General features: G+C 38.1%; 19 protein-coding genes. 7 read left to right on the top strand and 12 right to left on the bottom strand.

Annotated features, from left to right (window positions below; translation table 11 throughout):
- Positions 1–2: 2 nt before the first annotated feature.
- The 6 genes from DEU40_RS10285 to DEU40_RS10260 form a co-directional block, all read right to left on the bottom strand.
- Positions 3–746, bottom strand: a complete 744-nt coding sequence (locus tag DEU40_RS10285) for a hypothetical protein (protein ID WP_228406493.1) — start codon at positions 744–746, stop codon at positions 3–5.
- Between the two features lie 177 nt (positions 747–923).
- Positions 924–1,847, bottom strand: a complete 924-nt coding sequence (locus DEU40_RS10280; RefSeq protein WP_110009740.1) for a T9SS-dependent choice-of-anchor J family protein — start codon at positions 1,845–1,847, stop codon at positions 924–926.
- A gap of 75 nt (positions 1,848–1,922) precedes the next feature.
- Positions 1,923–3,215, bottom strand: a complete 1,293-nt coding sequence (locus DEU40_RS10275; RefSeq protein ID WP_110009739.1) for a hypothetical protein — start codon at positions 3,213–3,215, stop codon at positions 1,923–1,925.
- A 324-nt stretch (positions 3,216–3,539) separates the two neighbouring features.
- Positions 3,540–4,832, bottom strand: coding sequence for a hypothetical protein (locus DEU40_RS10270; RefSeq protein WP_110009738.1), 1,293 nt, complete (start codon positions 4,830–4,832; stop codon positions 3,540–3,542).
- Positions 4,833–5,120: 288 nt separating this feature from the next.
- The gene (locus DEU40_RS10265) at positions 5,121–8,408 is read right to left on the bottom strand and encodes a TonB-dependent receptor (protein WP_110009737.1); all 3,288 of its coding nucleotides are present in this window, start codon (positions 8,406–8,408) and stop codon (positions 5,121–5,123) included.
- A 47-nt stretch (positions 8,409–8,455) separates the two neighbouring features.
- Positions 8,456–9,412: a FecR family protein gene (locus DEU40_RS10260; RefSeq protein WP_110009736.1), complete on the bottom strand. Its 957-nt coding sequence runs from the start codon at positions 9,410–9,412 to the stop codon at positions 8,456–8,458.
- Positions 9,413–9,653: 241 nt separating this feature from the next.
- On the opposite strand from DEU40_RS10260, the gene DEU40_RS10255 reads away from it, so the two are divergent.
- Complete coding sequence (locus DEU40_RS10255; RefSeq protein WP_110009735.1) at positions 9,654–10,280, top strand: RNA polymerase sigma factor; 627 nt, start codon at positions 9,654–9,656, stop codon at positions 10,278–10,280.
- Between the two features lie 129 nt (positions 10,281–10,409).
- Here DEU40_RS10255 and hxpB read toward each other — a convergent pair whose 3' ends face one another.
- Entirely contained in the window at positions 10,410–11,057 is a 648-nt protein-coding gene (hxpB, locus tag DEU40_RS10250) for a hexitol phosphatase HxpB (RefSeq protein ID WP_110009734.1), read from the bottom strand.
- Positions 11,058–11,084: 27 nt separating this feature from the next.
- Positions 11,085–11,705 carry a helix-turn-helix transcriptional regulator gene (locus tag DEU40_RS10245; RefSeq protein ID WP_110009733.1) on the bottom strand — a complete coding sequence of 207 codons (621 nt, stop codon included), beginning with the start codon at positions 11,703–11,705 and terminating at the stop codon, positions 11,085–11,087.
- A gap of 194 nt (positions 11,706–11,899) precedes the next feature.
- On the opposite strand from DEU40_RS10245, the gene DEU40_RS10240 reads away from it, so the two are divergent.
- The 4 genes from DEU40_RS10240 to DEU40_RS10225 all read left to right on the top strand — a co-directional run bounded on the left by DEU40_RS10240 (position 11,900) and on the right by DEU40_RS10225 (position 14,132).
- Positions 11,900–12,526 (top strand): superoxide dismutase, encoded by a 627-nt coding sequence (locus DEU40_RS10240; RefSeq protein ID WP_110009732.1) that lies wholly within the window; start codon positions 11,900–11,902, stop codon positions 12,524–12,526.
- Positions 12,527–12,549: 23 nt separating this feature from the next.
- Complete coding sequence (locus DEU40_RS10235) at positions 12,550–13,050, top strand: DUF2480 family protein (RefSeq protein WP_110009731.1); 501 nt, start codon at positions 12,550–12,552, stop codon at positions 13,048–13,050.
- Between the two features lie 3 nt (positions 13,051–13,053).
- On the top strand, positions 13,054–13,611 hold the full coding sequence (locus DEU40_RS10230) for an NADPH-dependent FMN reductase (RefSeq protein ID WP_110009730.1): 558 nt from the start codon (positions 13,054–13,056) through the stop codon (positions 13,609–13,611).
- Between the two features lie 170 nt (positions 13,612–13,781).
- The gene (locus tag DEU40_RS10225; protein ID WP_110009729.1) at positions 13,782–14,132 is read left to right on the top strand and encodes a 4Fe-4S dicluster domain-containing protein; all 351 of its coding nucleotides are present in this window, start codon (positions 13,782–13,784) and stop codon (positions 14,130–14,132) included.
- A gap of 139 nt (positions 14,133–14,271) precedes the next feature.
- Here DEU40_RS10225 and DEU40_RS10220 read toward each other — a convergent pair whose 3' ends face one another.
- Together DEU40_RS10220 and DEU40_RS10215 are read right to left on the bottom strand one after the other, a co-directional pair.
- Positions 14,272–15,207, bottom strand: coding sequence for a ketopantoate reductase family protein (locus DEU40_RS10220; protein ID WP_110009728.1), 936 nt, complete (start codon positions 15,205–15,207; stop codon positions 14,272–14,274).
- 64 nt (positions 15,208–15,271) lie between these two features.
- A complete protein-coding gene (locus DEU40_RS10215) occupies positions 15,272–15,853 on the bottom strand; it encodes a Crp/Fnr family transcriptional regulator (protein ID WP_110009727.1) in 582 nt (193 codons plus the stop codon).
- 142 nt (positions 15,854–15,995) lie between these two features.
- Between DEU40_RS10215 and DEU40_RS10210 the strand changes: the two genes are divergently transcribed.
- Together DEU40_RS10210 and DEU40_RS10205 are read left to right on the top strand one after the other, a co-directional pair.
- Complete coding sequence (locus DEU40_RS10210) at positions 15,996–16,751, top strand: helix-turn-helix domain-containing protein (protein ID WP_110009726.1); 756 nt, start codon at positions 15,996–15,998, stop codon at positions 16,749–16,751.
- A 27-nt stretch (positions 16,752–16,778) separates the two neighbouring features.
- Positions 16,779–17,942, top strand: coding sequence for an FAD-dependent oxidoreductase (locus DEU40_RS10205; protein WP_110009725.1), 1,164 nt, complete (start codon positions 16,779–16,781; stop codon positions 17,940–17,942).
- A gap of 100 nt (positions 17,943–18,042) precedes the next feature.
- On the opposite strand, the gene DEU40_RS10200 is transcribed toward DEU40_RS10205, so the two are convergent.
- Positions 18,043–21,045, bottom strand: coding sequence for a reprolysin-like metallopeptidase (locus tag DEU40_RS10200; protein WP_110009724.1), 3,003 nt, complete (start codon positions 21,043–21,045; stop codon positions 18,043–18,045).
- Positions 21,046–21,691: 646 nt separating this feature from the next.
- Positions 21,692–23,116, bottom strand: coding sequence for a tetratricopeptide repeat protein (locus DEU40_RS10195; RefSeq protein ID WP_146207845.1), 1,425 nt, complete (start codon positions 23,114–23,116; stop codon positions 21,692–21,694).
- Positions 23,117–23,188 lie beyond the last annotated feature (72 nt).

The following is a 23,188-nucleotide window of genomic DNA, read 5'->3' as shown; positions in this document are numbered from 1 at the left end:
AATTACAGATATTCTGTTACGTCAATATCTCCTTTTACCACCCATTCTCCATTTTCCATTTTTTCCTGAAGTACAATCATATTGGCGCCCGTGTGTTGTTTTAATTTCACCTGAATCATTTTAGATCCCGCATAAGGCTCTGTAGTTCCCGGTTTGTATAATTCAAGATATATGGGAGCTGTCGAGCTGAAAAAACTATAGATTTTCACTGCCGTAAAGTTGTCTTTACCTATATTGTCAAACTCGGCAAGTACTACTCCGTTTTCTCTTTTCAAAATGCCTTTCACTTCTTTGAGAGAACTTCCGGAAAATTCACCCAGGTTGGGAAAAATAAATTCAAAACCTACTTTTCCCAGATTTACCTGGGGTTTTACGGCATAGGTCTGCAGATAGATTCCGGGGAGATTAAAGAAATACAGGTTTTTATAATCATTTATATTGTCATATGTAATATTGTATTTTGCAATTTCAGCGCCTGTTTCATGATTATAGACAGACAATTTATTAGTTTCTCCCTGATCCAGAACAAACTGAAGCTGGGTTTCAATTTTATTGGTATAGGACGTTTTTCCGTCAATGGATACAGGCTGTCCGTTCAACCTCAACTGAAGGACATCAGGTTTGGAAAATCCTTTGATATTAACGTCTCCGGGTTTCTGCACTTTATCATACAGCTCCATGGTATTATTATCTGTACATGAAAACAGTACAGTGAAAAACAGTAGTAATGCGAAGATTTTGTTCATCTTTCTTCAATTATTTCTTGTAAAACTTAAAAATATTGCCCGGCCCGTGGGCCGGGCAATATATAATTATAAAAAAACTAGTTGGATATGTTCCGGATAGCTTTTTTCAAAGACTCTCCGTTATTTATTTAAAATTTCATGGTGTTCCTAAAATCAGATTCCAAGGGGATAGAATGATTATTTTTTAATAAACTTCAGCCTTTCCGTAATCTTTCCATCTGTAATTTCTGCGATATACGCTCCCGATATAAGGACTGCCGTATTAATCGTTTTAGAATACTGAGTGGTTAATACTTTTTGTCCCGCTGCATTGTAAATATTCACTACAGTTGTATTTTCTTTCAATGCCGGATTAAGCTGCAGCTGTAAAGATTCTCTAACCGGATTTTCTGCTATTTGTGTTACAATTTTGTTTCTTTTTACATCCTTAGTTCCCAAAAATGAAGTAGCATAAATTCCTATTTCATCAATATTAATGTTCTGGACATTGTTTCCGCTTGTTTTTCTGTTTGACCACATTCCGATATAGATCTTTTTCCCGGCAAAAGCAGAAAGATCTACAAGGGATTCTACAAACTGGGTAAGATCAGCCGGAAAAGGATTGGCTGAGTCACCCACCTGTATTTTATACATACTCTGAACATCATTTCCGTCTGCATCTACGGTCATTGCCTGAAAGTCCGATAACGTTGGAACTTCTTTCTGCGGTGTGCTTACATAGATAAAAAGTTCTCTGGCAACAATCGTGTGAGTAGATCTCTGTCTCCCGATATAAGCGGCCAGCGTAATGGTTCCTGCAGTATTGGTAAGGTCAATCTGAGGAGAAATAATCCAGTCATTTTCTGTGGTAAATCCGTTAGCATTTCCAGTTGGAACCAAATTGATAGAATGGCGGAGAACACCTGCAGTTCCATAGGCTAAGGTAGTTCCGTTGTGATAGATGTTTTCTCCCTGTACCCATCCGTTTCCATTGCTATTAAGGTCATGAAAAGTCCAGCCCTGAAGATCGGCAGGAGTATCAAACGAATTTCCCCATACCAGAGACTGTGCTGCAGCCAGGTGGGATAAAAACAGAACAGATGATAAAATTATTTTTTTCATAATGCTGATGATTAAAATTTTTGAAGTAAAAGCAAGGAATCAGCATGTGCTGTTCCCTGCTTTTTAAAGTTTTTATTATTCTACAATGGAGAAGTTGTATTTTGTCCAAAGTCCCTGGAAATTTCCACAGTTTCTTGGAGATACATTCCAACCACCTTCGTTGAAGAAAGGCTGGCTCATACCCCATAGAGCTGCAGGAGTACCAGTCGCCAGGTTAGCTGCAGGGATTCCTGCTGTACCTGCACCTGTAACTGAAGTAGTAAATCCGTGAACCTGGATGGTGCTGTATGCTGAAGCTGAAGAAAGCTCAGAACCTGTACCTTCTACTTTGATACCCACAGGGTAACCTGTAACGACAGCGTTATTTAATGTTAATCTTCCGTGTCTTCTGATGTGGATACCGTTTTCATATAAAACACCTTTAGAAGAGTTCTTGGCACCGATAATAGTAAGGTTGTTGATCACCGGATGAGTCAACAATGTTGTAGAAGAACCTTCTGCGTTGTTATCAAGCTCGATACCGTTAGAATCCGGGCTTGCTCCGCTAAGACTGTGTGTAGAGTTGTAATCTGCCAAAGCTAGTGCACAAGTAATTGTTCCTGTATATCCGTTATCGAAGTCAAAGTTATCGTCATCAGCTGCAAAAGAAACAAGGTTTGAAGCGTTTACAGTTCCTCCGAAGAATTCAAAAGAGTCATCTTTTCCGAAAGAAACCTGAATATGATCTAAAGTAGTTCCGTTTCCTACTCCTCCTAACGTAAGACCGTTGATTTCGTTACCTGAATTCGGAGCTAAAAGATCATATCCTGCAAACTCGATACGAACATATTTTAATGTTCCTCCGTTATGGGAAGCATTGGTACCTCCGTAATAGAAATCAGGACCGGATAATCCTTCAATTGTTTTTGTGAATGGAGTGTTTGTAGGCGCATCCCCTAATATAACAACACCTCCGAAGTCACCAGGAGCAGCAGTTGTATCTTCGTTTCCGTCTAACAATTTGTAGCTGGTGAAAATAATAGGCTGAGCCTCTGTACCTGCTGCATTGATTTTTCCTGTTTTAGCAATTACCAAAACTCCTGTAGCTGTATTGTTTGCGCTTGGCTTAGCTTTAATGAATGTACCAGGCTGAATGGTCAATGTAGCCCCATTTTTTACCGTTACAATTCCATCTAATTCAACTACTCCACTCCATGTAGTATTCGAAGTAATAGCACCACTTACGGTAGTTACCGGAAGAGCAGAAGCTGTAAGGTACTCAGCAGAAGTAGATTTCATTTCGAATGGAGAAGATGAATCTGCCAGTTGATCATTTTGACAAGCTGTAAGAGATAATGCTGCCACTGCAATTAGAGTTAGTCTTTTCATTGTTATAATTTTTAATAAATCCGGTTGTGTTATTTTTATACCAGATCAGTTTTTTATTCAGGAATATCTTCCTCTCTATTCCTTCGATTTGTTTTTTGGTGTTCATCCCATCGCTGCAGGAGGAGCTGCATTGCGGGCGTTCCCATAAAATCCGTTAATGCCTGGGAAAAGCTGTTAACGTCCGGTTTTTTCAGAACTGTACTGCTGTGCGCATCATCAGTATTATTTCAGTTTTTGATCAGGTTCCCGAAACCTGTACGCTTCTATAATTAAGATATCTTTTTACTCTAAGTTTCTATCTCCATACTCATAAGGTTCATTTCCTTATTCTAAAATGGAGAAATTATACTTGGACCAAAGTCCCTGAAAGTTTCCACAGTTTCTTGGAGATACATTCCAGCTTCCTTCGTTATAGAAAGGTTGGCTCATACCCCATAGAGATGCAATAGTTCCTGTTAATAGGTTAGAAGCAGGAATTCCTGCCGTACCAGCTCCTGTAACGGAAGTACCAAATCCGTGTACCTGGATTGAACCTAAATTGGAAGCTGCAGAAAGTTCAGAACCAGTACCTTCTACTTTGATTCCTACTGGATAACCTGTTACAACAGCATTGTTCAATGTCAATCTTCCGTGTCTTCTGATATGGATACCGTTTTCATATAAAACGCCTTTAGAAGAATTCTTGGCACCGATAATAGTAAGGTTATTGATCACCGGATGAGTCAACAATGTTGTATAAGAACCATCTGCATTGTTATCAAGTTCAATACCGTTAGAATCCGGACTAGAGCTGCTAGGACTGTGTGTAGAGTTGTAATCTGCCAAAGCCAGTGCACAAGTGATTGTACCAGTATATCCGTTATCAAAATCAAAGTTATCGTCCTCAGCAGCAAAAGAAACAAGGTTGGAAGCATTTACGTTTCCCCCGAAGAATTCGAAAGAGTCATCTTTCCCATAAGATACCTGAATATGATCTAAAGTAGTTCCCTTACCAACACCTCCTAAAGTCAGACCGTTGATTTCGTTTCCCGAATTAGCTCCTCCATAGTCATATCCTGCAAATTCAATACGAACATACTTCAATATTCCTGCATTGTGAGAAGGGTTTGTACCTCCGTAATAAAAATCATACCCAGATAATCCTTCAATTGTTTTAGTATTAATTGTATTTGCAGGGGCATCTCCCAACAAGATAACACCTCCGAAGTCACCAGGGGCAGCAGTAGTATCTTCGTTACCATCTAATAATTTGTAGCTGGTGAAAATAATAGGCTGAGCTTCTGTACCTGCTGCATTGATTTTTCCTGTTTTAGCAATTACCAAAACCCCTGTAGGGGTATAGTTTGTGCTTGGTTTAGCTTTAATGAATGTACCCGGCTGGATTGTTAAAGTTGCCCCGTTTTTTACCGTTACAACTCCATCCATTTCAATCACCCCGCTCCATGTTGTATTGGAAGTAATATCTCCGCTTACACTGGTTACCGGAAGAGCAGAAGCTGTAATATACTCAGCATAAGTAGATTTCATTTCGAATGAAGTAGAAGAATCCGCTAAATGATCATTTTGACAGGCAGTAAGGGATAGTCCTGCCACTGCAATTAGAATGAATCTTTTCATGTTATAATTTTTAATAAATCCGGTTGTTTTATTTTTATACCAGATCAGTTTTTAGTATTCAGTAATATCTTCCTCTCTATTTCTTCGTATTGTTTTTGGGTTCATCCCATCTCTGCAGGAGCAACTGCATTGCGGGAGTTCCCATACAATCCGTTAAAGCTGCTAACGTCCGGTTTTCTCAGAACTGTACTGCTTTGCGCATCATCAATATTTCAGTTTTTGATCAGGTTCCCGAAACCTGTACATTTCTATCATTAAGATATCTTTCTATATCGTTGACATACTTATCTAAAAAGTATAATTCACACTAAGACTGAACATTCTTCCGCTGTAAGCTCGGAACATAATTGTGTCAATATTTTTATCATACTTATCCGTTGCTCCGGGAAGAAGATCCCAGGCTTCTCTTATTGTACCTATATTGCTTCCTCCTACCTCTTTTGCAGCCAGATAAGAATTATAGTTGTTGTAATATTCCTTTACCCTGTTGAAGATGTTTCTTATATTAAATTTTAATTCAAGATTTTTATTGCGAAGGAATTTATAGGAGACCTGTGCGTCTGCCACCGCATAAGGACGCTGTATTTCTTCTCCTTTGTAAGCATATCCTACGGTGATATACTGATCTCCTTTAGCATTGTATAAAAAGCTCAGTCCCAATCGGTCGTCATCATAAGTCAATCCAAGGTTATAGGCATACGGAGTCTGCCCGTACAGCGGACGTTTTACTTCATAGGTTTCATCATTGTCTCCTGTTTTATAAAGATCTATAAAGGATACTACCTTTGTATGATTATAGGTAAAGTTTCCGCTTATAAAAAGCTTTTTCAGAAAGGTTTCGTCTGCTATAAATCCTAAATTCTTTCTTACCTCGGCTTCCACACCCAATAATTTTGCATTTTTTGAATTACCGTTATAGAGATATAGATTCCCTTCACTGGAAATATGCCCTTCACGTTCTATGGGTCTGTCTATATTTTTATAGTAAAGCCCTGCAGAAAATATTTCTCCCAATCCTGGAAACCACTCAAATTTGAAATCATAATTATTAATGACAGAAGAGGTCATTTCTGTGTTGTAAATCAAACCGTTGGCCACCGGATCGAAATAAGGAAGCCCCGTTCTTTCATTAAACTGCGGACGGATGACAGATTTATTATAGGCAAGTCTGAAATTGATTTTATTCGTAGGGCTATAAGTAAAATTTGCAGAGGGCATAAATTGCCATGACTTATCCTCAATAGCTGCTCTTTCAATATTCTTATCATCAGTCGTGTCCAGTTGCTGGGAAATAAGGTCATACTTAAAGTACTCTGCACGAAGTCCCCATACCAATCTTAATTTCTTCCAACGGTTATCAAACATAAGATAAAGAGCGTGCTGTTTTACTTCTCCTTCATATTTATCGTTTTTATACAATGCCTTGGTTTCCCATCCGATACCTCCCGGTACATATTGAGATCCATTGAACCAATCTGAAAGGGTTCCATGCATTGTCAGGTAATTTTTTTCACTATTTGGAACATTTCTGTTCTCATCCACCCGCAAAAAGAATTTTTGTTGTTGATTGGTATTATTTTTCACTGTTCCTGCATATCCTGTCTTAATCGTATTGTTTAAGTTTCCGAAATCCAGATCCCATTTAACGGAAGCTCCATAATTGTAATCCGTTTCTTTATTGGCGATATATCCTCTATAAAAATTTGCTCCGGTGTTATAAATTTTATGATAGGCCAGAATTTCACTTCCAATAAAATCATAAAGAGTCAAATACTGCGTATAATCCTTCGTATCAGAAGTTATCCCTGTTCTTGCTGCAAACCAGCTGACTTCAGTATTGTCTATTTTATGGTTCCCTTCCAGTTTATTCTGCAAAAGGGTCTGAAAGATGGGATAGTTGGTATTATCAGTATAAGGTCTGTCCAGGTTTTTAATCTGGGAAGGATCATTATTGGGGATGATTCCGTTATAAAAATAATTATAGGCTAATTCTGCATTGGATGCCATACCACTGTTAGTAGTATACTCATTCCAACCGGTAACTCTTGTTAATGTATTATCAAAAATATGGGTGTAGGAATTACGGAATGAAATTCTGTTTTTTCCCAGCTGCAGCCCAAAGTTCAACATCCCTGCCAGTGTAGAGTTATAATTGTAGGAAGCTCCGCTGTTTTTGAAGTTATAGAATGGAATCTGCCCGTTTGCATCAGGCATTCCTGTGGTATCCAGCCAGTTTCCCCTTCCTGTATGGTCAATATCCAGTTTGTTTTGTTCATTTCTGATAACAAATGCTCCGGCAAATCCCCATTTATTATTATTTTTAAGAGCGTAGGTTCTTCCCACTGCCAGCTGTATATTAGATCCCATGTCACCTCTGGTTTTATAGGTGCTGAAATTGTCATTGGTAAACTGCCTGGACTGTTCAAAAAACCTTGGATCTGTCCAGTTCATCGGCTCCAGTCCTTTGGGAAAATCTCTTGTCCCGTCATCATACCCGAAATAGTCGTACTTTCCCCGCTTGCGGGTCAGAAATTCTTTGAAAGCCGACTGATCATTATATGAAGTTCCTAATGTAACGGTTGTAAAGTTCTCATTGGGAATATCCTTGGTTCTCACTTCTACGTAACCTCCTGCAAAGCTGGCATTCATATCAGGAGTGGCAGATTTGCTTACCACCACACTTTCTACCATTGCCGTAGGAATAATGTCAAATGAAAAATTCTGATTATACGCTTCCGTGCTTGGCAGGTTGATTCCGTCCATGGCCGCGGTGTTCCAACGTTCTCCCATGGATCTTACCACTACATATTTATTATCAATGGTGGTAATTCCTGTTACCCTTTTCAAAGTTCCTCCCACATCGCTGTCGGGTGTCTTGGAAATCTGTTCCGCTGAAATACCATCACTCATCTGGGCTGCTTTCTTCTGCTGGGCAAGAAGTCCCGCCTGAGTATCTGCTTTACGGGCTGTCGTAATCACAACTTCTTTGATATCTGTAATTTTATCAGAAGCTTTGTTTAAAGCAAATGAGACAGAACTGGTTTCGTTATTGATAACAGACAATTTTTCAACTCTCAGCGTATTATATTTAGGTGCTTTTATCGTCAGATTATAAGTTCCGGAAGGAAGATCTATGGTAAAATCTCCGTTATTGTCTGTTACCACAGTTTTCTGAGCAATATTAACTTCTGCTCTGGTAACGGGATTTCCCACCTCATCCACTATTTTACCGGAAATACGTCCGTTTCCCGGTACGGAAATATTTGAACTTTCATATTTTATCGAAATAAGATCACCATACAGTCGGTATATAACGGGAAGCCCATTGGTAATGTCCTTCAGACAGTTGTTGACAGAAGTATTTTCACATTTCACTCCTTTTACCTTCAGCTCTTTAATATCTACTTTGGAATAAGCCAGTCTCATCCCCGTTTTTCCCGCAAATTCTTCTAAAACTTCAATCAACGGTCTGTTGGCAGGTACAGAAAATGTTACTTTCTGAACCAGCTCCTGAGCTTCTGCTGCTACAGTAAAAAATAAGGCTGCTATGGTAATCCCACATTTCAAACTTTTCATACTTAATAGTGTTCTCTTGATTATGATTATTTATTTTTTATAATGATTTATTTCTTAAGGATATAGGTATTTTCTTTTTTCTGTACTTCCAGTCCCAGGATGAAAGCCAGTGATTCAATATTTTCTCCGACCGTTCCTCCCGTAAAATCAGCAGTAATTTTTTTATCTTCAGCTTCCTTAGGATATTGAACCTTTGTATGATAATTGCTTTCCAGGACTGCTACTACTTCTTTTAAAGGAACATCGTTAAAACTCAGAGACAATATTGCAGCAATCCTGTCTGCTGAATTTTTTACAGGTTTCAGTGAAATAACTGCCGTAGTATGAGCAATTCCGAAGTTGGTCCACTTCTGATTAGGCTTAAGGAACGAAACCGGAACCCCGGGAGTGGATACAGCCACCTTTCCTTCATAAAGATCAACCGCTTTTTTCTTCCCGGACTGTGAGATTTTAAATACCGTTCCCAATACTTTAGTACTGAAACCATCAGCACGAACAATGAATGGATGTGTTTTAGATTTTGCCACAGAAAAGATTGCATCTCCTTTCAAATCCACAACTCTGGTGGACGCAGGAAAAGATTTCTCTACAGTCAGTACAGCGCCTGGTAAAAGAGTAACCACAGATCCGTCTTCAAGATGAACAATACGATTTCCGGATTCTGCAAGATAAACATCTGGCTTAATGAATAAGGTGTAGGTAAAAACTCCGCCCAATGTTAAAAGCAGAATAATAACCGCTGCAATTTTATAAAGATGTGTTCTAAAGCTTTTTGCTGACGGGATAGATACAATATCTTTTTGAGAAAAGTAATTTTCCAGTCCGGATAATACCCTTTCTCTGGATTCTTTAAGATGCACAATATCCAGATCTTTTTCTGCAAGATTTTTCCACTGTTTTAAAAGTTCATTTTCTTTTTCAGAAATTGAGTCTTCCGAAACTTCCCGTTCCCAAAGTCTGAAAACAAAGGCTTCAATATTTTTATATGGTAAAAGTTTTTTCATAGGGGTCTTTCATGTATTCACAGATACTTCTATCTATAAGACAGTGAAAATGAAAAACTTCCCCGGGGCATTCTTAACGTTATATTCACATTACAACCAAATTGTTAATAATTTTCGTCATATTTCACATTTACTCAACATTAACGTTCAATTTTCGGCCTGTTTTTCAGAAATATTTAATCTTATCACACCCAAAGTTCACAAAAAGTTAATTTTCCTTTAGGTAATTTTGTATCACAATATGAGCCCAACAGACTATATATTATTAAAGAAAATAAAATCAGGCGACCGCCCTGCATTTATGCTGCTGTATGACCGGTATTGGGATAGTCTGTACCGCTTTGTTTATGTACGGACACGGGATAAGGAAGTTTCTGAAGAAATCCTCCAGAACCTGTGGATGAAGATTCTTGAGAATACGGATGCCATACAAACCGATGATACAGAAAGTGCCAAAGGCTACCTTCTCCGTCATCTTCATTACCGGATTATTGATTTTTATAACAGCTACAAAAAAGCGCCTCCTACGCTGAGTATTGACGAGTTTGATATTCCGAATGAAATAGAAATAGCAGATTCCGAGTATTTTGAAATCCTTGAAGAAAATGAGATCAGTGCTTTATTGACTATGATTGATGAAGTAGTTTCCCAGCTTCCCTCAACGGAACAGCAGGTATACAATATGAGAATCAGGAAAAATATGTCTGTGAATGAAACAGCAGAAGCGCTGGGGCTCAGCAATAAAACAGTAAGTAATAAGCTAAGCAAAGCTTTGGGAGAAATCCGTGAACAGCTTAGTCCGGAGTATAAGTCGTCTAAAAAGCTGGTTTCTATTTTGTTGTTGATGGAGGTGTTGACGAAGTATTGATTTTGGGGTTCGGGATGCGAGATGCGAGGAAATGTCAATGGTCAATTTGCTGCGCAGTCAATAGTCCATTTTGTAACATCATTTAACATTCACAGCGGAGCGGATTCACTATTCACTATTCACTATTCACTATTCAACAAATAACGGCAGAAAAACTGTATTAAAATTCAGGATTTTAAAATCGGCAAGGTTTGAATCTATATTTTCGTCATTATTGGTGAAAATTATAGTCTGCATTCCGGCTTCTTTTGCCGCTTTTAATCCTGACTGGCTGTCTTCAATAGCTATACAGTCTTCCGGAGAAACTCCCAAATTTTTTGCAGAAGTAAGATATACGGCAGGATGAGGTTTTCCCTGATTTTCAAACTCTGATGAGTGAATGGTATCAAACAGGTCATGAATCTGAAGCTTTTCAAGCACCGCATGTGCTACCCGTAAAGGAGCATTGGTAGCCAGGCCTATTTTGTAGTCTTTGTTCTTAAGATTTTTAATAAACTTCTCTACACCAGACATGGTACAGTTTTCGGTCTGTATCATTTCGATTACTCTTGTAACCACTTTATATTCCAGATCAGAGGCATCAAAATTTTCCCAGGGGAATCTTTTATACCAGAATTCGGTTACTTCCTGAGTCGTCATATATTTGGTTTGTGCCGCAAGATCATCCGTAACCTGCACTCCATAAGATGAAAATACATCCAGTTCTGCCTGGGTCCAGAATTTTTCTGAGTCTACCAGAACACCGTCCATATCAAATATTACTGCTTTTAAAGCCATTTTGAATGATAAATTATAAGCGATGAATTATTGGCTGATTTTATAAACACAACGCTGCCCACCGGAAGTAATATGATCTATTCTTTCCACTGTATACTCCTTTCCTATCAGGGATTGGAAATTGGATAGCTCCGCGCGGCAAAAACCCTGGCATTCTGTTGCTGCAGCGCATATCGGACAATGATTTTCAATCAGATAATAGTCTTCCCCTTCTTTTTTCCATTCTGCCATATAGCCTTCATCACTACGCACTTTTGAAAGAGATTCTAGGCGCTGTTCCAGTGATTCTGCCTTTGAAAGTACTTTTTCATAACGCTCATGGGTATTTTTTTCCCGGTCGCTGATTAATAAATCCAATGCATTTTCACCCAAAAGATTTTTCACGGATTTCAAAATCTGAACCGTAACGTCCGCATGGGTATCCGGAAACTGAACCAATCCTTTCTCTGTTAGAGTATAGTACGTAGATGGACGCCCAACCCCTTCGCTCTTCACCGAAGACCGGATCAATCCTTCCTGAGCAAGATTCAGTAAATGCTTTCTTGCCCCTTCTTTGGTGATCGACAATTCTTCAGCAATAAGAAGTGATGTAGCCTCACCTCTCATCTTCAAAAACATCAGAATACGATCCGCAGCCGGCTTCTTCATTTGACAATATTTAGGTTGTTTTATTTTTCAACAACAAATATAGTCATTTTCTATAACCTTATAAAATCAAGGATAAAATAAAGATTTACAACATTTTACTTATACTCATCAGAAAATAAATAAAACAACCATAAAGTTGTTTTATTTAAATATATTTCTACCTTTGTGAGACATTAATCAAAAAAATAAATACAATGACTCCATTTACATTACCACAGTTACCTTATGCTTACGATGCTTTGGCGCCTTTTATAGATAAAGAAACGATGATCATTCACCATCAGAAACATCATCAGGCTTATGTAGATAATCTGAATGCAGCACTGGCACAAACCAATGAAACCAATCCCGACCTTGATTCATTACTGCAAAGAATAAGTGAATACAGTCCTGCCGTCAGAAATAATGGTGGCGGCCACTATAACCATTCTTTATTTTGGGAAATTATTTCTCCAAAACCCAAGCTGAATCCTGAAGGCATGCTTCATGACGATATCACAGCTACTTTCGGGAGCCTTGACAATCTAAAAGCAGAAATGAAGAAGACAGGTTTGTCACAGTTTGGTTCAGGATGGGTATGGCTTTTTGTAAAATTCAACGGCTCATTGGCCATCAGCTCTACCCCTAATCAAGATAATCCGATGATGGATATTCTTTCCACCAACAGAGGTTTTCCGATTTTGGGAATGGATGTCTGGGAACATGCCTATTATCTGAATTATCAAAATAAACGCGCAGATTATCTGGATGCTTTCTGGTCTGTACTGGATTGGTCTGCTGTTGAAAGAAAATATGAAGAAGCCTTGTCAAAAGTAAAATAAATAATACTGAAAGTAAACGAATTATGACTGAGGAAAATTTTATCAATAAAGCAAAGGCTTCAGGCATTATTGCTCTTGACCTTTCAGATTACAAACCGACTACGGAAATTGTAGAACTGGATATCAAAGAACATCTTTTCATGGGAATGATTGTTAAGGAGAAGGAATTTAAAGAATCAATTGCTGCGGTGGATTTTTCTGTTTACAATGAAAAAGCAGTAGCGATCATCTGTTCTACGGATGCTATCATTCCGCCCTGGGCTTATATGCTTATTATGGAAAAATTGTCTCCTTACGCTTCTTATGCTGATTTAAACAATGCAGAAACTGTACTCCTTGATCTCTGGAAACGCCGTCTCATCTATGCTGATCTGAAACAGTATAAAAATCAGAAAGTGGTTGTCCGCGCAAGTACTCATCATGATCCTTCATTGTATTTATTAGCAGCAGGATTACTGAAACCGCTGGTGAAAACACTGATGTATGGTGAAATTGGGTTACCCAAAGTAATTTTTAAACATTAAAAAATGAAAGCAATCATATTCAACGGATCGCTGGAAAGAAGAACTTTATCTACTTCCGGACTGATTTCAGATTATTTTTCTGAACGCCTGAAAATACTGGGAATTCAGACTGATATTTTTACACTTGCTGACTCCGGCATTCCTTTATTCGATGTTACACTTACCAAAACTCCTTTGGCCGTAGAGCATATGGCTCAAATGTTCACAGATGCTGATCTGCATATCTGGCTGGCTCCTCTTTATCACGGCAGCATTCCGGGAGTAATGAAAAACTGCCTGGACTGGCTTGAAGTAACCGCCAACTGGTACGAGCCTTATCTCACAGATAAAACTGTAGGGCTGGTATGCTGGGCTGATGGTCTTCAGGCCATGCAGGGAATTAACGCCATGGATTCTATAGCCAAATCATTGCGTGCCTGGCCATTGCCATTCAGTGTTCCGATTGTCAGGTCTTCATTATTTAAGGAAGAACAACCCTCTCAGATTTCGGATCTGTATTCCGGTAAGTTTGATAAGCTTGTCAGCATTGCAGCTTCTAAAAAAATAACCATTATTGACTAAGTACCGGCAGAAATTACTGCATATTAATGATTTAAAATAAAAAATAGCACACTTTATGCTGCTTATTTTCAAAGAACAGTGTTGAACTGCTGTAATTAAGTTTAGCAGGGATTTCAGAACCGTTCAACGTTGACGAAATCCCTTTTTTAAACCCTCTAAATTCAAACAATATGGCTATAAAAATAACAGATGCCTGTATCAACTGTGGAGCCTGTGAACCTGAATGCCCCAACTCAGCCATTTACGAAGGTGCTATTGACTGGCGCTGGAAAGACAAAACCAAACTTTCAGGACATATCATATTTCCTGACGGTACGGAAGGTGATGCCGATGCTTATCATCAGGCAGTCTCGGATGAAGTGTATTATATTGTATCCGGAAAATGTACGGAGTGTAAAGGGTTTCATGAGGAACCACAATGTAAGGCCGTATGCCCTGTAGACTGCTGTGTAGATGATCCTGATCATCGGGAAACTGAAGAAATATTATTAAACCGGCAAAAATTTATGCATAGTGCCTAAGTACCCGATTGAGTCGTCTGATAAACGCTATGAAGCAAGAAAGCGACTAAAAAATTTTTATCTTTTATATTTAATTTTCAATGGAGGCGGGCTTTAGCCCGCCTTCTTATATTGCTTTTCTTTGAGTTAAGGCCCAAACTTATTTTGCTTTAATCTCAGTGTAGATTTTTTGAGTAAAAGGAGTTTCTACCCCAGTTTCAGAACCATATTTCAATACAGCACCTGCAAACAATTCCAGCTCATTATCCTTCTTTCCGGAATTAATATCAAGCTGTAAGGAAGTTGGAGTCTCAAAAGGAAATGTTGAGGCTTTTTCAAATGTTTTAGCGATGATATCTTCCTGAAGATAGATTCCTTTCTTATCAGCAATCTGTTTGATTTCTTTCATAATTTCAGCTGCTTCTTTCTCCTGCTGTTCATCGGTACATACAGTTCCAATAGATGAATTATGCTTTGCTGTTACCAATCCGAAGCTGGCAATAAAAATAAATTTCGTCCAGATATCTGATAATGAATTATCTTTAAAATCAAAATCAATTTTACTTTCACTCAATAGCTCTGTAATCCATTCTACAGGAGCAGAAAAATGCTCAGGATCTCTTCCCACAATCATTTTTCCGGCTTTTCCTTTATGTTCCACTACTCCTCTTTCTTTAATATGGGAAGCTACGTAGATACAGGTTGGAAGAATAGTGTGTTCCGGAATTATTTTACGGATTCTGTCATAAATATCTGCTCCGTTCATCATCGGAAGCAATACAGTATCTTTATTAATAACTTCCTGCAACTGTTTACAGACATTTTCAAGATCGTACTCTTTTACACAGATCAAAACCAGGTCAGGATTTTTGATCTCACTGATATTCTGCACGATATCATCAGGATGGGTCTGAGAATTGGAATGCTCGGGAGATAACAAAGTCAAGCCGTTTTCTTTCACTTTCTCATACGTTTCTCCACGGGCAACAAAAGAAATGGTATATTTTTCCGTGGTTTCATTATTCTGATTTATTTTAAATCCAAAATAACCGCCTACACCACCTAATCCTACTACAACAATATGTTTTTTGTTCATGAAATTATTTTTAAGCAAAGATGAGCGATGATTCCTGAACTATCACTTGACAAATGAAAAGAAATTACAATTTATGAATATCCCTTCTTATCCTGCTCAGGGAACTGTCCTTGATCCCAAGGTAAGAAGCAATCACCTTCAAAGGAACATGCTGAAAAATATCGGGATCTTTTTTCATCAGGTTAAAATATCTCGTGGAAGCCTTCTGACTCGCCATTTCGATGAGCCGGTCATGGATCGTATAATAATTAAGAACAAAAAGAAGCCTGCTGAACTCTCTGAATTCAGGAATATTATGAAAATTATGCTGTACGTTTTCCAATCCGGTCTCCCAAAAGACACATTCGGTGATCGTCTGATATATTTCTTTGGTAGGCTGCTGTCTGAAAAAAGACAGAAAATCATTAACGAAGCAGGGAGCTGTATAAATATTGGTGGTAATCTCCTCATTATCTTCATTCAGGATATAAGACCGCACATAGCCTTTTTCCAGGAAGTAGGTTTTGGTACTGATCGTATCTTTATCCAGCAAAACAGTATTTGCTTTTACCTCAAAATGACTGAATTTTTCAGTAATTTTTTCAACTACTTCAGCTTGGATACTGAATAAGGAATGGAAGTAGGCATTAAGTGATGATTTGTTCATAAAATAAAAGCTGCAGCATATTTGTTTTTAAATCTCTCCTGACAAAAATAGCATTTATAAGCTATTAAAATAAACTATATTCTTTTTTAATAGATCAGATGTATTTTGTAATTTTCTTCTTTAAACGACATAAGACATTACTATGGAGAATGACTTCACTTACCTTTTCATCGAACCTGATAAAGAGATTGCAGATTTCGTTGAAAATCTGGGCACTTTTCAGAACCTTTCGGATGAAGCTAAGGAAGTGGTTATCATTCCGGATGGAAGAATTGATTTATTTTTTTCACAGTCGGCTACAGAACCTTTTCATGTTACGCTTCTCGGATTGGAAACCTATCCTGAGCAAAGGTTTATAGCTCCCCGTATGGCTACTTTTGTTGTAAGTTTCAAACCTCTTGCAGTTGAATACATTCTGAATACCTCCATTGCTGATTTATTGAATATCGGAAAAGAGCTTTCTCCTGATTTCTGGAATTTTAAAGCTGATGATATAAAGGATTTCAGCCATTGCTGTACGAAAGCAACCCAAAAAATAAAAGAACTGCTTCCACTGAAAGTAGATGAAAGAAAACGAAAACTTTTTGAGCTGGTATATGCCTCAAAAGGAGAAATGAGCGTGCAGGAACTTTCTGAAAAAACAGGCTGGAGCAGCAGACAGATTAACCGGTACTTTACCAAACAGCTTGGCCTGTCATTAAAAGCCTATTCTACTATTTTGCGTTTCAGAGCATCATTGGAACACATTGCCCAAGGGAGACTTTTCCCGGAACTCAATTATACAGACCAGAATCATTTTATCAAAGAAGTAAAGAAGTTTTCCGGGGTTGCACCCAAAGAATTATCCAAAAATAAAAACGACCGATTTGTACTATTATCCGTGTTGAAAGGAAGATAAATTTGCCATGTAAAATTTAAATCAACAATGCTGATAGACAATAAATCAATAGCAATCGTTGGTGGCGGTCCGGCAGGACTTACACTGGCAAGACTTTTACAATTGAAAGGCGCAGATGTAAAAGTATATGAAAGAGACTTCAACAAAAATGCACGCGTAAAGGGTTCTCCACTCGATATGCATGAAGATTCAGGTTTGGCAGCCATCCGTAAAACGGAACTTCTGGAAGAGTTTAAACAGGCCTTCCGTCCCGGCGCAGACAGAACACTGATCATGAATGAAAAGGCAGAAATATTTTTTAATGATCACGAGACGAAACCTGAAGAGGATTTTGGTCATGAACATTTCCGTCCTGAAATAGACCGCGGCCCTTTACGAAATATGCTGTTAGAATCTTTGCATCCTGAAACGGTAATCTGGGACAGTCATTTTCTTTCTATGCAACGCCAGAATGAAGGGTGGCTGCTTCATTTTAAAAACGGGAAATCAGTGTATGCTGATATTGTGATTGCTTCAGATGGTGCCAATTCTAAAATCCGTCCGTATCTCCATACCCATAAACCTGTTTACTCCGGAATCATTATGCTGGAAGGAAATGTTTCAAAAGAAAATGTACCTCAGATTGATGCATTGATTAAAGGTGGAAAAATAATGGCATTCGGAAATTCTCAAAATATTTTAATGGGGCAAAAAGGCAACGGGGATCTCGGATTTTATGCAAGCTTTAAAGCTGATGAAAACTGGCCTGCCACTAGCGGTCTTGATTTCTCTGATCAGGCGCAGATGCTGAAATGGTTCAAAACAGAATATTCCGAATGGGCTTCTATCTGGGAAGAATTGTTTGAAAATGCAATGACTCCTTTTATTCCACGTCTGATTTACTCTATGCCCCTGGATCAGACCTGGGAAACACAGCCTAACCTGACTCTGATTGGTGACGCAGCACATGTGATGCCTCCTTTTGCAGGAGAAGGCGCCAATATGGCGATGCTGGATGCCCTGGAACTGAGCGAGCATTTAACAGATAACAATTATACTACTGTAAAGGAAGCTATTTCCGCCTACGAACACCACATGCGTAAGAGAGCTGCTGCTGCCACACAGGAATCCCTTGAAAACGGAGAACGGATGCATTCTGAAAAATCATTAACTACCATGCTTGATTTTTTTAACAGTCACCTGGCTTCATAAGTAAAACAAAAGGCTGCCTCCAATCCAGAGACAGCCTTTTTAAGTTTAATAAACTCTTTTTCTCTCCGCTTTTAGATCCGGGTGCGGAGGTTCATATGTGTTATTTCTTGATCAATTTGGTATTATAAGTATTTTTATCATCTTTTATTGTAATCACATACATTCCTTTTACCAGAGAAGCTACATTGATTTTTCCGTCAATCTTACCTTCCTGAACCAGTCTTCCATCTGCACTGTAAATTTTATAGTCACCTTTACCTTTCAGGTTTTTCACTTCTACAAATGTATCTGCAGGATTAGGATAAACAGAAACCTCTGATGATTTTGTATCTACCGTTTCTCTCACAGCAAGTGTACTCGCGGTAATTTTCACAGGAAGATCCATAATACCTCCAGCCTGGCTTGCCAACTCACCACATACGCTATTCAGGGCACTCGTTGCGAATTTACCAACGACTCTCATTCTTAATGTCTTATCTCCGGAGTAAGTGGTAGCAGGAACGGTGAAGTTAAAGCCTGGTAATCCTATATTACCTGCATTTGTTGTCGCTGAAGTCTGTCCTACCCTTTCTGTAGATTCAAATACTCCGTTTCTATTGTAATCAATCCAGGCAGATACATTTACCGGAAGTCCGTTTTGCAACAAATTCCCTATTCTAGGTGTAAGCGTATAGGTACTGCCTTGTGTCAAGTTAACAACTTTAGTAAGATCTTCGCTTAAATCTTTATAGGATTTTGCTGTAAGATCACTATAATCAAGATTCGCAACGGTAACTTTTAAGATGGTTCCTACATAAGGTGAACCTGAATTTAAAAGGCAGTAATCAGCTCCTGTCTTTAATCCTTTTGTTTTAAATGTATAATTATTAGAGAAAGTTCCGGGAACTGAATTTACCACAGCTGCTACCTGAACTTCGTAATTGGTTTCATCTTCTAAATTATTCAGAACTACAGAATTTGCCTGACTTACAACATTAGACCAGCTGGCTGTTCCTGCTTTTCTGTAATTAACAGAGTAAGCAGCTCCGGGAACACTATTCCAGGATACCCTTGCTGTTGTTTTGAAAATCTCAGTATCTATCGTGGAAACTCCTGTAGGTGCTGATGCAGTTGAAGTAGGTGCACTTCCCACAGTAACAGCAGGAGACACTGCATAAAAGATATTCCCTACAGCTGACACTCTTAATTTTACTGCTCCGCTTACATTACCCGGCATTTGTGCACTATAGCTTCCGGTGTTTGGAGTTGCAGCTACAAGATTTGTCCAGGTTGCACCGTTATCTGTAGTATAATCTATTTTCACGCTCGCTGTATTATAAGGGGCAGCATTTGTATTGGCAACCTCCCAATAGATTGTATTTACTGCATCATTATACAATACTGAAGATGTGGTCAGTCCATTGAATTTGAATGGCCCGTCATTCCCTACAGTCACTGTAGTTGTTGAGCTTGAAACCATGGGACGCTGAGCGTTCAGATCCCGTACCGTTACCGCATAGTTCAATGTTCGCGGGATATATGATACTGTTTCCCATCTCTGTTTGTCTGTCAGGATTCCATTCATCACACTTGCAAAGTTGGGAAAATACCTTCTTCCGTTTGCTGTTCCGGGAACTGATCTTGTCAAAGCTCCTTTTGGATTGTATCCCCATCCGCTGTCGCCGGAAATGGTAGAAAATTCATCAGTACTGTCATTCTGTTCCCAGGTATAGTTCACAGAATCATTTTCAGCATCTGTAGCTGAAGCTTCAAGATAATAAGCAGTTCCTTTAGGAATACTATAAGCAGCTAAAGGATTAATGGCGGGAGCAGTATTGTTGATAATATTTTGAGAGGCTCCGCAATTCACTTTACTTTCTAAATTAGTTAATACCTGATCAATGGATTTATAATGAAAATATCCGTCAGCATTAGCCTGAACATTATCATAGGTAATCCCGGCATAGCCCATAATAGTAGTCCCTCCTCCGGGCTCTACATTGGCACCCTGATTGGCATCTGTGACAGAAGTATTTGAAAATGTGTGATTAGCTCCCAACTGATGTCCCATTTCATGAGCTGCCGTAAAATCAAAAACTTCCCCCACCGGAACAGGTCCCTGGGTGTAAGCGGAACCTTTTTTTATTTCAGTATTAGTCGCCGGATCGATGCAGACAATTCCGATTCCTCCTGCGTTTCCGCTTCTCTCAGCATTCTGATTAAGAACATGGCCGATATCATAGTTGGCATTTCCCACTACAGAGGTAAGGGTTTGTTGCAGCTGGAGATTCAAGTTCCCTGTATAAGGATCTGTTGCCGGATCAAGATAGATGATATCCGGAATATTCTGAACCGTTAAATGGGCTCCGAAATCCCGTTCAAAAACCCCGTTTATGCGGGTCATGGTATTATTCATGGCGGCCAGTACAACGCCTTTTTTTACGTCGTCGGTCGCATTGGCCGGAGTTCCTGCCGCTGTTAACTGATATTGGCTGTATTCTCCTGTAACGGACAATGCCATTCTAAAATCTCTGTATTTCGTATTGGTAGGTCTGCTGGCAATCCCCACTCCGGAAAGCATTTTTTTACCATTCTCTACCAATTTATTAATACTCTTAAAATCATGTTCTCCTGTATCACATTTAAAGCCGTGCTCTCCTTCATTCTTTGATTTATAGAATACACCGTAAGTCTGTTTATCAGCACTTATTGGTTCTATAAACTGAAATATACCATTTTTAATGATCATAGACTGCATATCATAGGGAGAGGTACTGAATCTCAAATATTTAGACGGATCATCTACGCCCACTCCTACATATGACCCAAGCTGATATCTTTCGGCCAGGAATTTATCAATCACTGGATTGCTATAGACAGCAAACTTTTCAATTTTCCCTTCAACCGTAGGTAAAGAAATAATAACTGGTGTTGCTCCTTTCCCGGTTTCTTCAGCATTTCTCAGCATTTCGCGAAGGGATTTCAGATCCACTCTGTAAGAATGTTGTACTTCTACTCCTTCTCTTATCTGTGAAGTTTTCTGTGAGACAGATTCCCATCTCTGAGCATTGAAAACCGTAAAACAAGATGCTAATGCACAAACGAATAAAATTCTTTTTTTCATAGATTTATTTAAAATTACTTTGGTTGTATGAGTATAGGTAGCTCATTTTTATCAAAAGATCATTTTTGGATTCTGATCAATCCACTTAAGTATTATCATAAGTTCAACAAAATGAAATCAATGATGAAAAATTCACAACAAATCACTTCACAAAACTTGTATATTCCCAATAAAAAACAAAAATAAATGATACTACTCATATACATCAGGACTTACAATTAATTAATTATCAATCAATTATATTTTACGCTCAATTTTGTCTTGCTAAATTCTGTTTTTTATAAGTAAGAATGAATACAATTCTAACCTAAAAAACGGATGAAAAAACATATTGAAAATCAACTAAAAAGAGGAAGAAAAAAAGAGAAATAATCAGGAATACAGTATAAAAAAGGAGAAACTTCCAAAGAACTACTGCTGTTTTTCATGAAAGGATTAATAAATTAAGAAAATATCATAATTATTTAAATATCAGATGTTTAAAATCAAAAATATAACATGTAGTATCCGTGTAGTATCGTATTTTTTCATGTTTCCGTCAAAAATTTTCATATTTGAGCACTGAGACCACTAAAAAAAACCGGGTGGTGAAAAGAGAATATTTCGAGTACTGTCTGACCTGATGAATCAGACAGTTTTTTTTTGATTATTGTAAGGTGTCAAAGAAATGATAAATATCTGTTTCCCCGGGAATATTCAATTTTTTTCTGATCCTGTATTTTTTCTGCTGAATACTTCTATGCTGAACCATCGTATAGTTTGCTATTTCTTTAGAAGAAAAATGTAATTTAAGCATCGCACAGAAAACCAGTTCGGAATTTTCAAGGTTGGGGTTAATCATAAAAAGCTGAGCGATAAATTCAGGGTAAGTTTCTTTAAAACGATCCAGAAACTCAGGATCATTCTTTTTACCAAGTTCTATAATTTCCTCCTGCTTATTGTCATTCATTCTTATTTTCAGATTTTCAGCTTCCCGGGCAAGAATTTTTTTTCGTTTTCTCAAGGTAACAATAATTCTCCAGGCATATACCCCCAGCAGGCAAAGCCCCAAAAACGACAGGGAAACAATCCAGTATATTTTGCTTTTATGCTGATCCGCATCCTGTTGGCTGACTGTAATAAAAGACTCCATATCCTGATTAATGGTAGCCAGCAAAGAAGTGTTGGTTCTGTCGAAAGCCTCTGTATAGGCTTTCAAATAAAAATAGGCCTTCTCTTTATCTCCGGTACGTTCATATAACATTCTGAGATCGTTATAGATATACTTACCATAATAAACATAGATACGTTTTGTTTTATTATTGATTTTCAATGCTTTAATCAGAGCCTGTTCCGCCTTATCATATTGTTTATCATAAAGAAAATATTCCCCCAAAATGGTATTGGCATAGAGGGCTATTCCATCTTCTTTACCTCTTAGATTGGCTTTATTATAAGCAATGGTTATATACTTATATGCAGAATCTTTGTCTTTATGCATATAGACATAATCGCTTATTGCACAATCTGCAAGACCGGTATCGTCCAGCCGTTTTGCTTTATGGAAATACCCGAGTGCTTTTTGGTATTGCTTTTTTTGAACAAGATAAATAGCCTGTCTGAAATAAATACTGAAAAGGATATCGTCTTTAAGTGGGGAATGATCACTTTTCCTGATAAGACTCATTGCTTCATTATTATACTGAAAAGCTTTATCAAGCCTTCGGAGCTCTACATTGAAGCGGCCATACACGTTGTAAAATCTTGCTTTGTGCAGGTTGTCTTCCGAATCATCCAGAATTTCCTTTGCATTATCAAAAAGAATCTGCGCCTTCTGGAAGTTTTCAAGCGATATATTAAGTTCTGCCAGATTGATATAGCACAGTGCCTTCCCATCCGGATAATTCATTTTATCAGCCTGTTTGTAATATTTTTTATTAAGACTAATGAGTGAATCATATTCTCCACCAAGTCTGAACTTTTCATTCTGTTTCAATAAAGCAACGTCAAATTTCTTTTCAGCCTCTTTCTTTGAATGGGAATGGCACGAAACTAAAACAAAAAGTAACACAAAAAGAAAAATACGCATCATATGTCTCTCTAATTAAGCTAAATTCATGTATATATTATGATTAAATAATGATTTCTCCAGAGAAAAAACAGT

This window comes from Chryseobacterium sp. AG844, assembly GCF_003182335.1.
Classification (GTDB): domain Bacteria; phylum Bacteroidota; class Bacteroidia; order Flavobacteriales; family Weeksellaceae; genus Chryseobacterium; species Chryseobacterium cupriresistens.
Note: the sequence above shows the minus strand (reverse complement) of the source record. Positions and strands in the feature narration are given on the sequence as shown.

Coding starts and splice junctions, on each gene's coding strand:
- DEU40_RS10285 (WP_228406493.1), bottom strand. CDS start 746: ATGAACAAAATCTTCGCATTACTACTGTTTTTCACTGTACTGTTTTCA.
- DEU40_RS10280 (WP_110009740.1), bottom strand. CDS start 1,847: ATGAAAAAAATAATTTTATCATCTGTTCTGTTTTTATCCCACCTGGCT.
- DEU40_RS10275 (WP_110009739.1), bottom strand. CDS start 3,215: ATGAAAAGACTAACTCTAATTGCAGTGGCAGCATTATCTCTTACAGCT.
- DEU40_RS10270 (WP_110009738.1), bottom strand. CDS start 4,832: ATGAAAAGATTCATTCTAATTGCAGTGGCAGGACTATCCCTTACTGCC.
- DEU40_RS10265 (WP_110009737.1), bottom strand. CDS start 8,408: ATGAAAAGTTTGAAATGTGGGATTACCATAGCAGCCTTATTTTTTACT.
- DEU40_RS10260 (WP_110009736.1), bottom strand. CDS start 9,412: ATGAAAAAACTTTTACCATATAAAAATATTGAAGCCTTTGTTTTCAGA.
- DEU40_RS10255 (WP_110009735.1), top strand. CDS start 9,654: ATGAGCCCAACAGACTATATATTATTAAAGAAAATAAAATCAGGCGAC.
- hxpB (WP_110009734.1), bottom strand. CDS start 11,057: ATGGCTTTAAAAGCAGTAATATTTGATATGGACGGTGTTCTGGTAGAC.
- DEU40_RS10245 (WP_110009733.1), bottom strand. CDS start 11,705: ATGAAGAAGCCGGCTGCGGATCGTATTCTGATGTTTTTGAAGATGAGA.
- DEU40_RS10240 (WP_110009732.1), top strand. CDS start 11,900: ATGACTCCATTTACATTACCACAGTTACCTTATGCTTACGATGCTTTG.
- DEU40_RS10235 (WP_110009731.1), top strand. CDS start 12,550: ATGACTGAGGAAAATTTTATCAATAAAGCAAAGGCTTCAGGCATTATT.
- DEU40_RS10230 (WP_110009730.1), top strand. CDS start 13,054: ATGAAAGCAATCATATTCAACGGATCGCTGGAAAGAAGAACTTTATCT.
- DEU40_RS10225 (WP_110009729.1), top strand. CDS start 13,782: ATGGCTATAAAAATAACAGATGCCTGTATCAACTGTGGAGCCTGTGAA.
- DEU40_RS10220 (WP_110009728.1), bottom strand. CDS start 15,207: ATGAACAAAAAACATATTGTTGTAGTAGGATTAGGTGGTGTAGGCGGT.
- DEU40_RS10215 (WP_110009727.1), bottom strand. CDS start 15,853: ATGAACAAATCATCACTTAATGCCTACTTCCATTCCTTATTCAGTATC.
- DEU40_RS10210 (WP_110009726.1), top strand. CDS start 15,996: ATGGAGAATGACTTCACTTACCTTTTCATCGAACCTGATAAAGAGATT.
- DEU40_RS10205 (WP_110009725.1), top strand. CDS start 16,779: ATGCTGATAGACAATAAATCAATAGCAATCGTTGGTGGCGGTCCGGCA.
- DEU40_RS10200 (WP_110009724.1), bottom strand. CDS start 21,045: ATGAAAAAAAGAATTTTATTCGTTTGTGCATTAGCATCTTGTTTTACG.
- DEU40_RS10195 (WP_146207845.1), bottom strand. CDS start 23,116: ATGATGCGTATTTTTCTTTTTGTGTTACTTTTTGTTTTAGTTTCGTGC.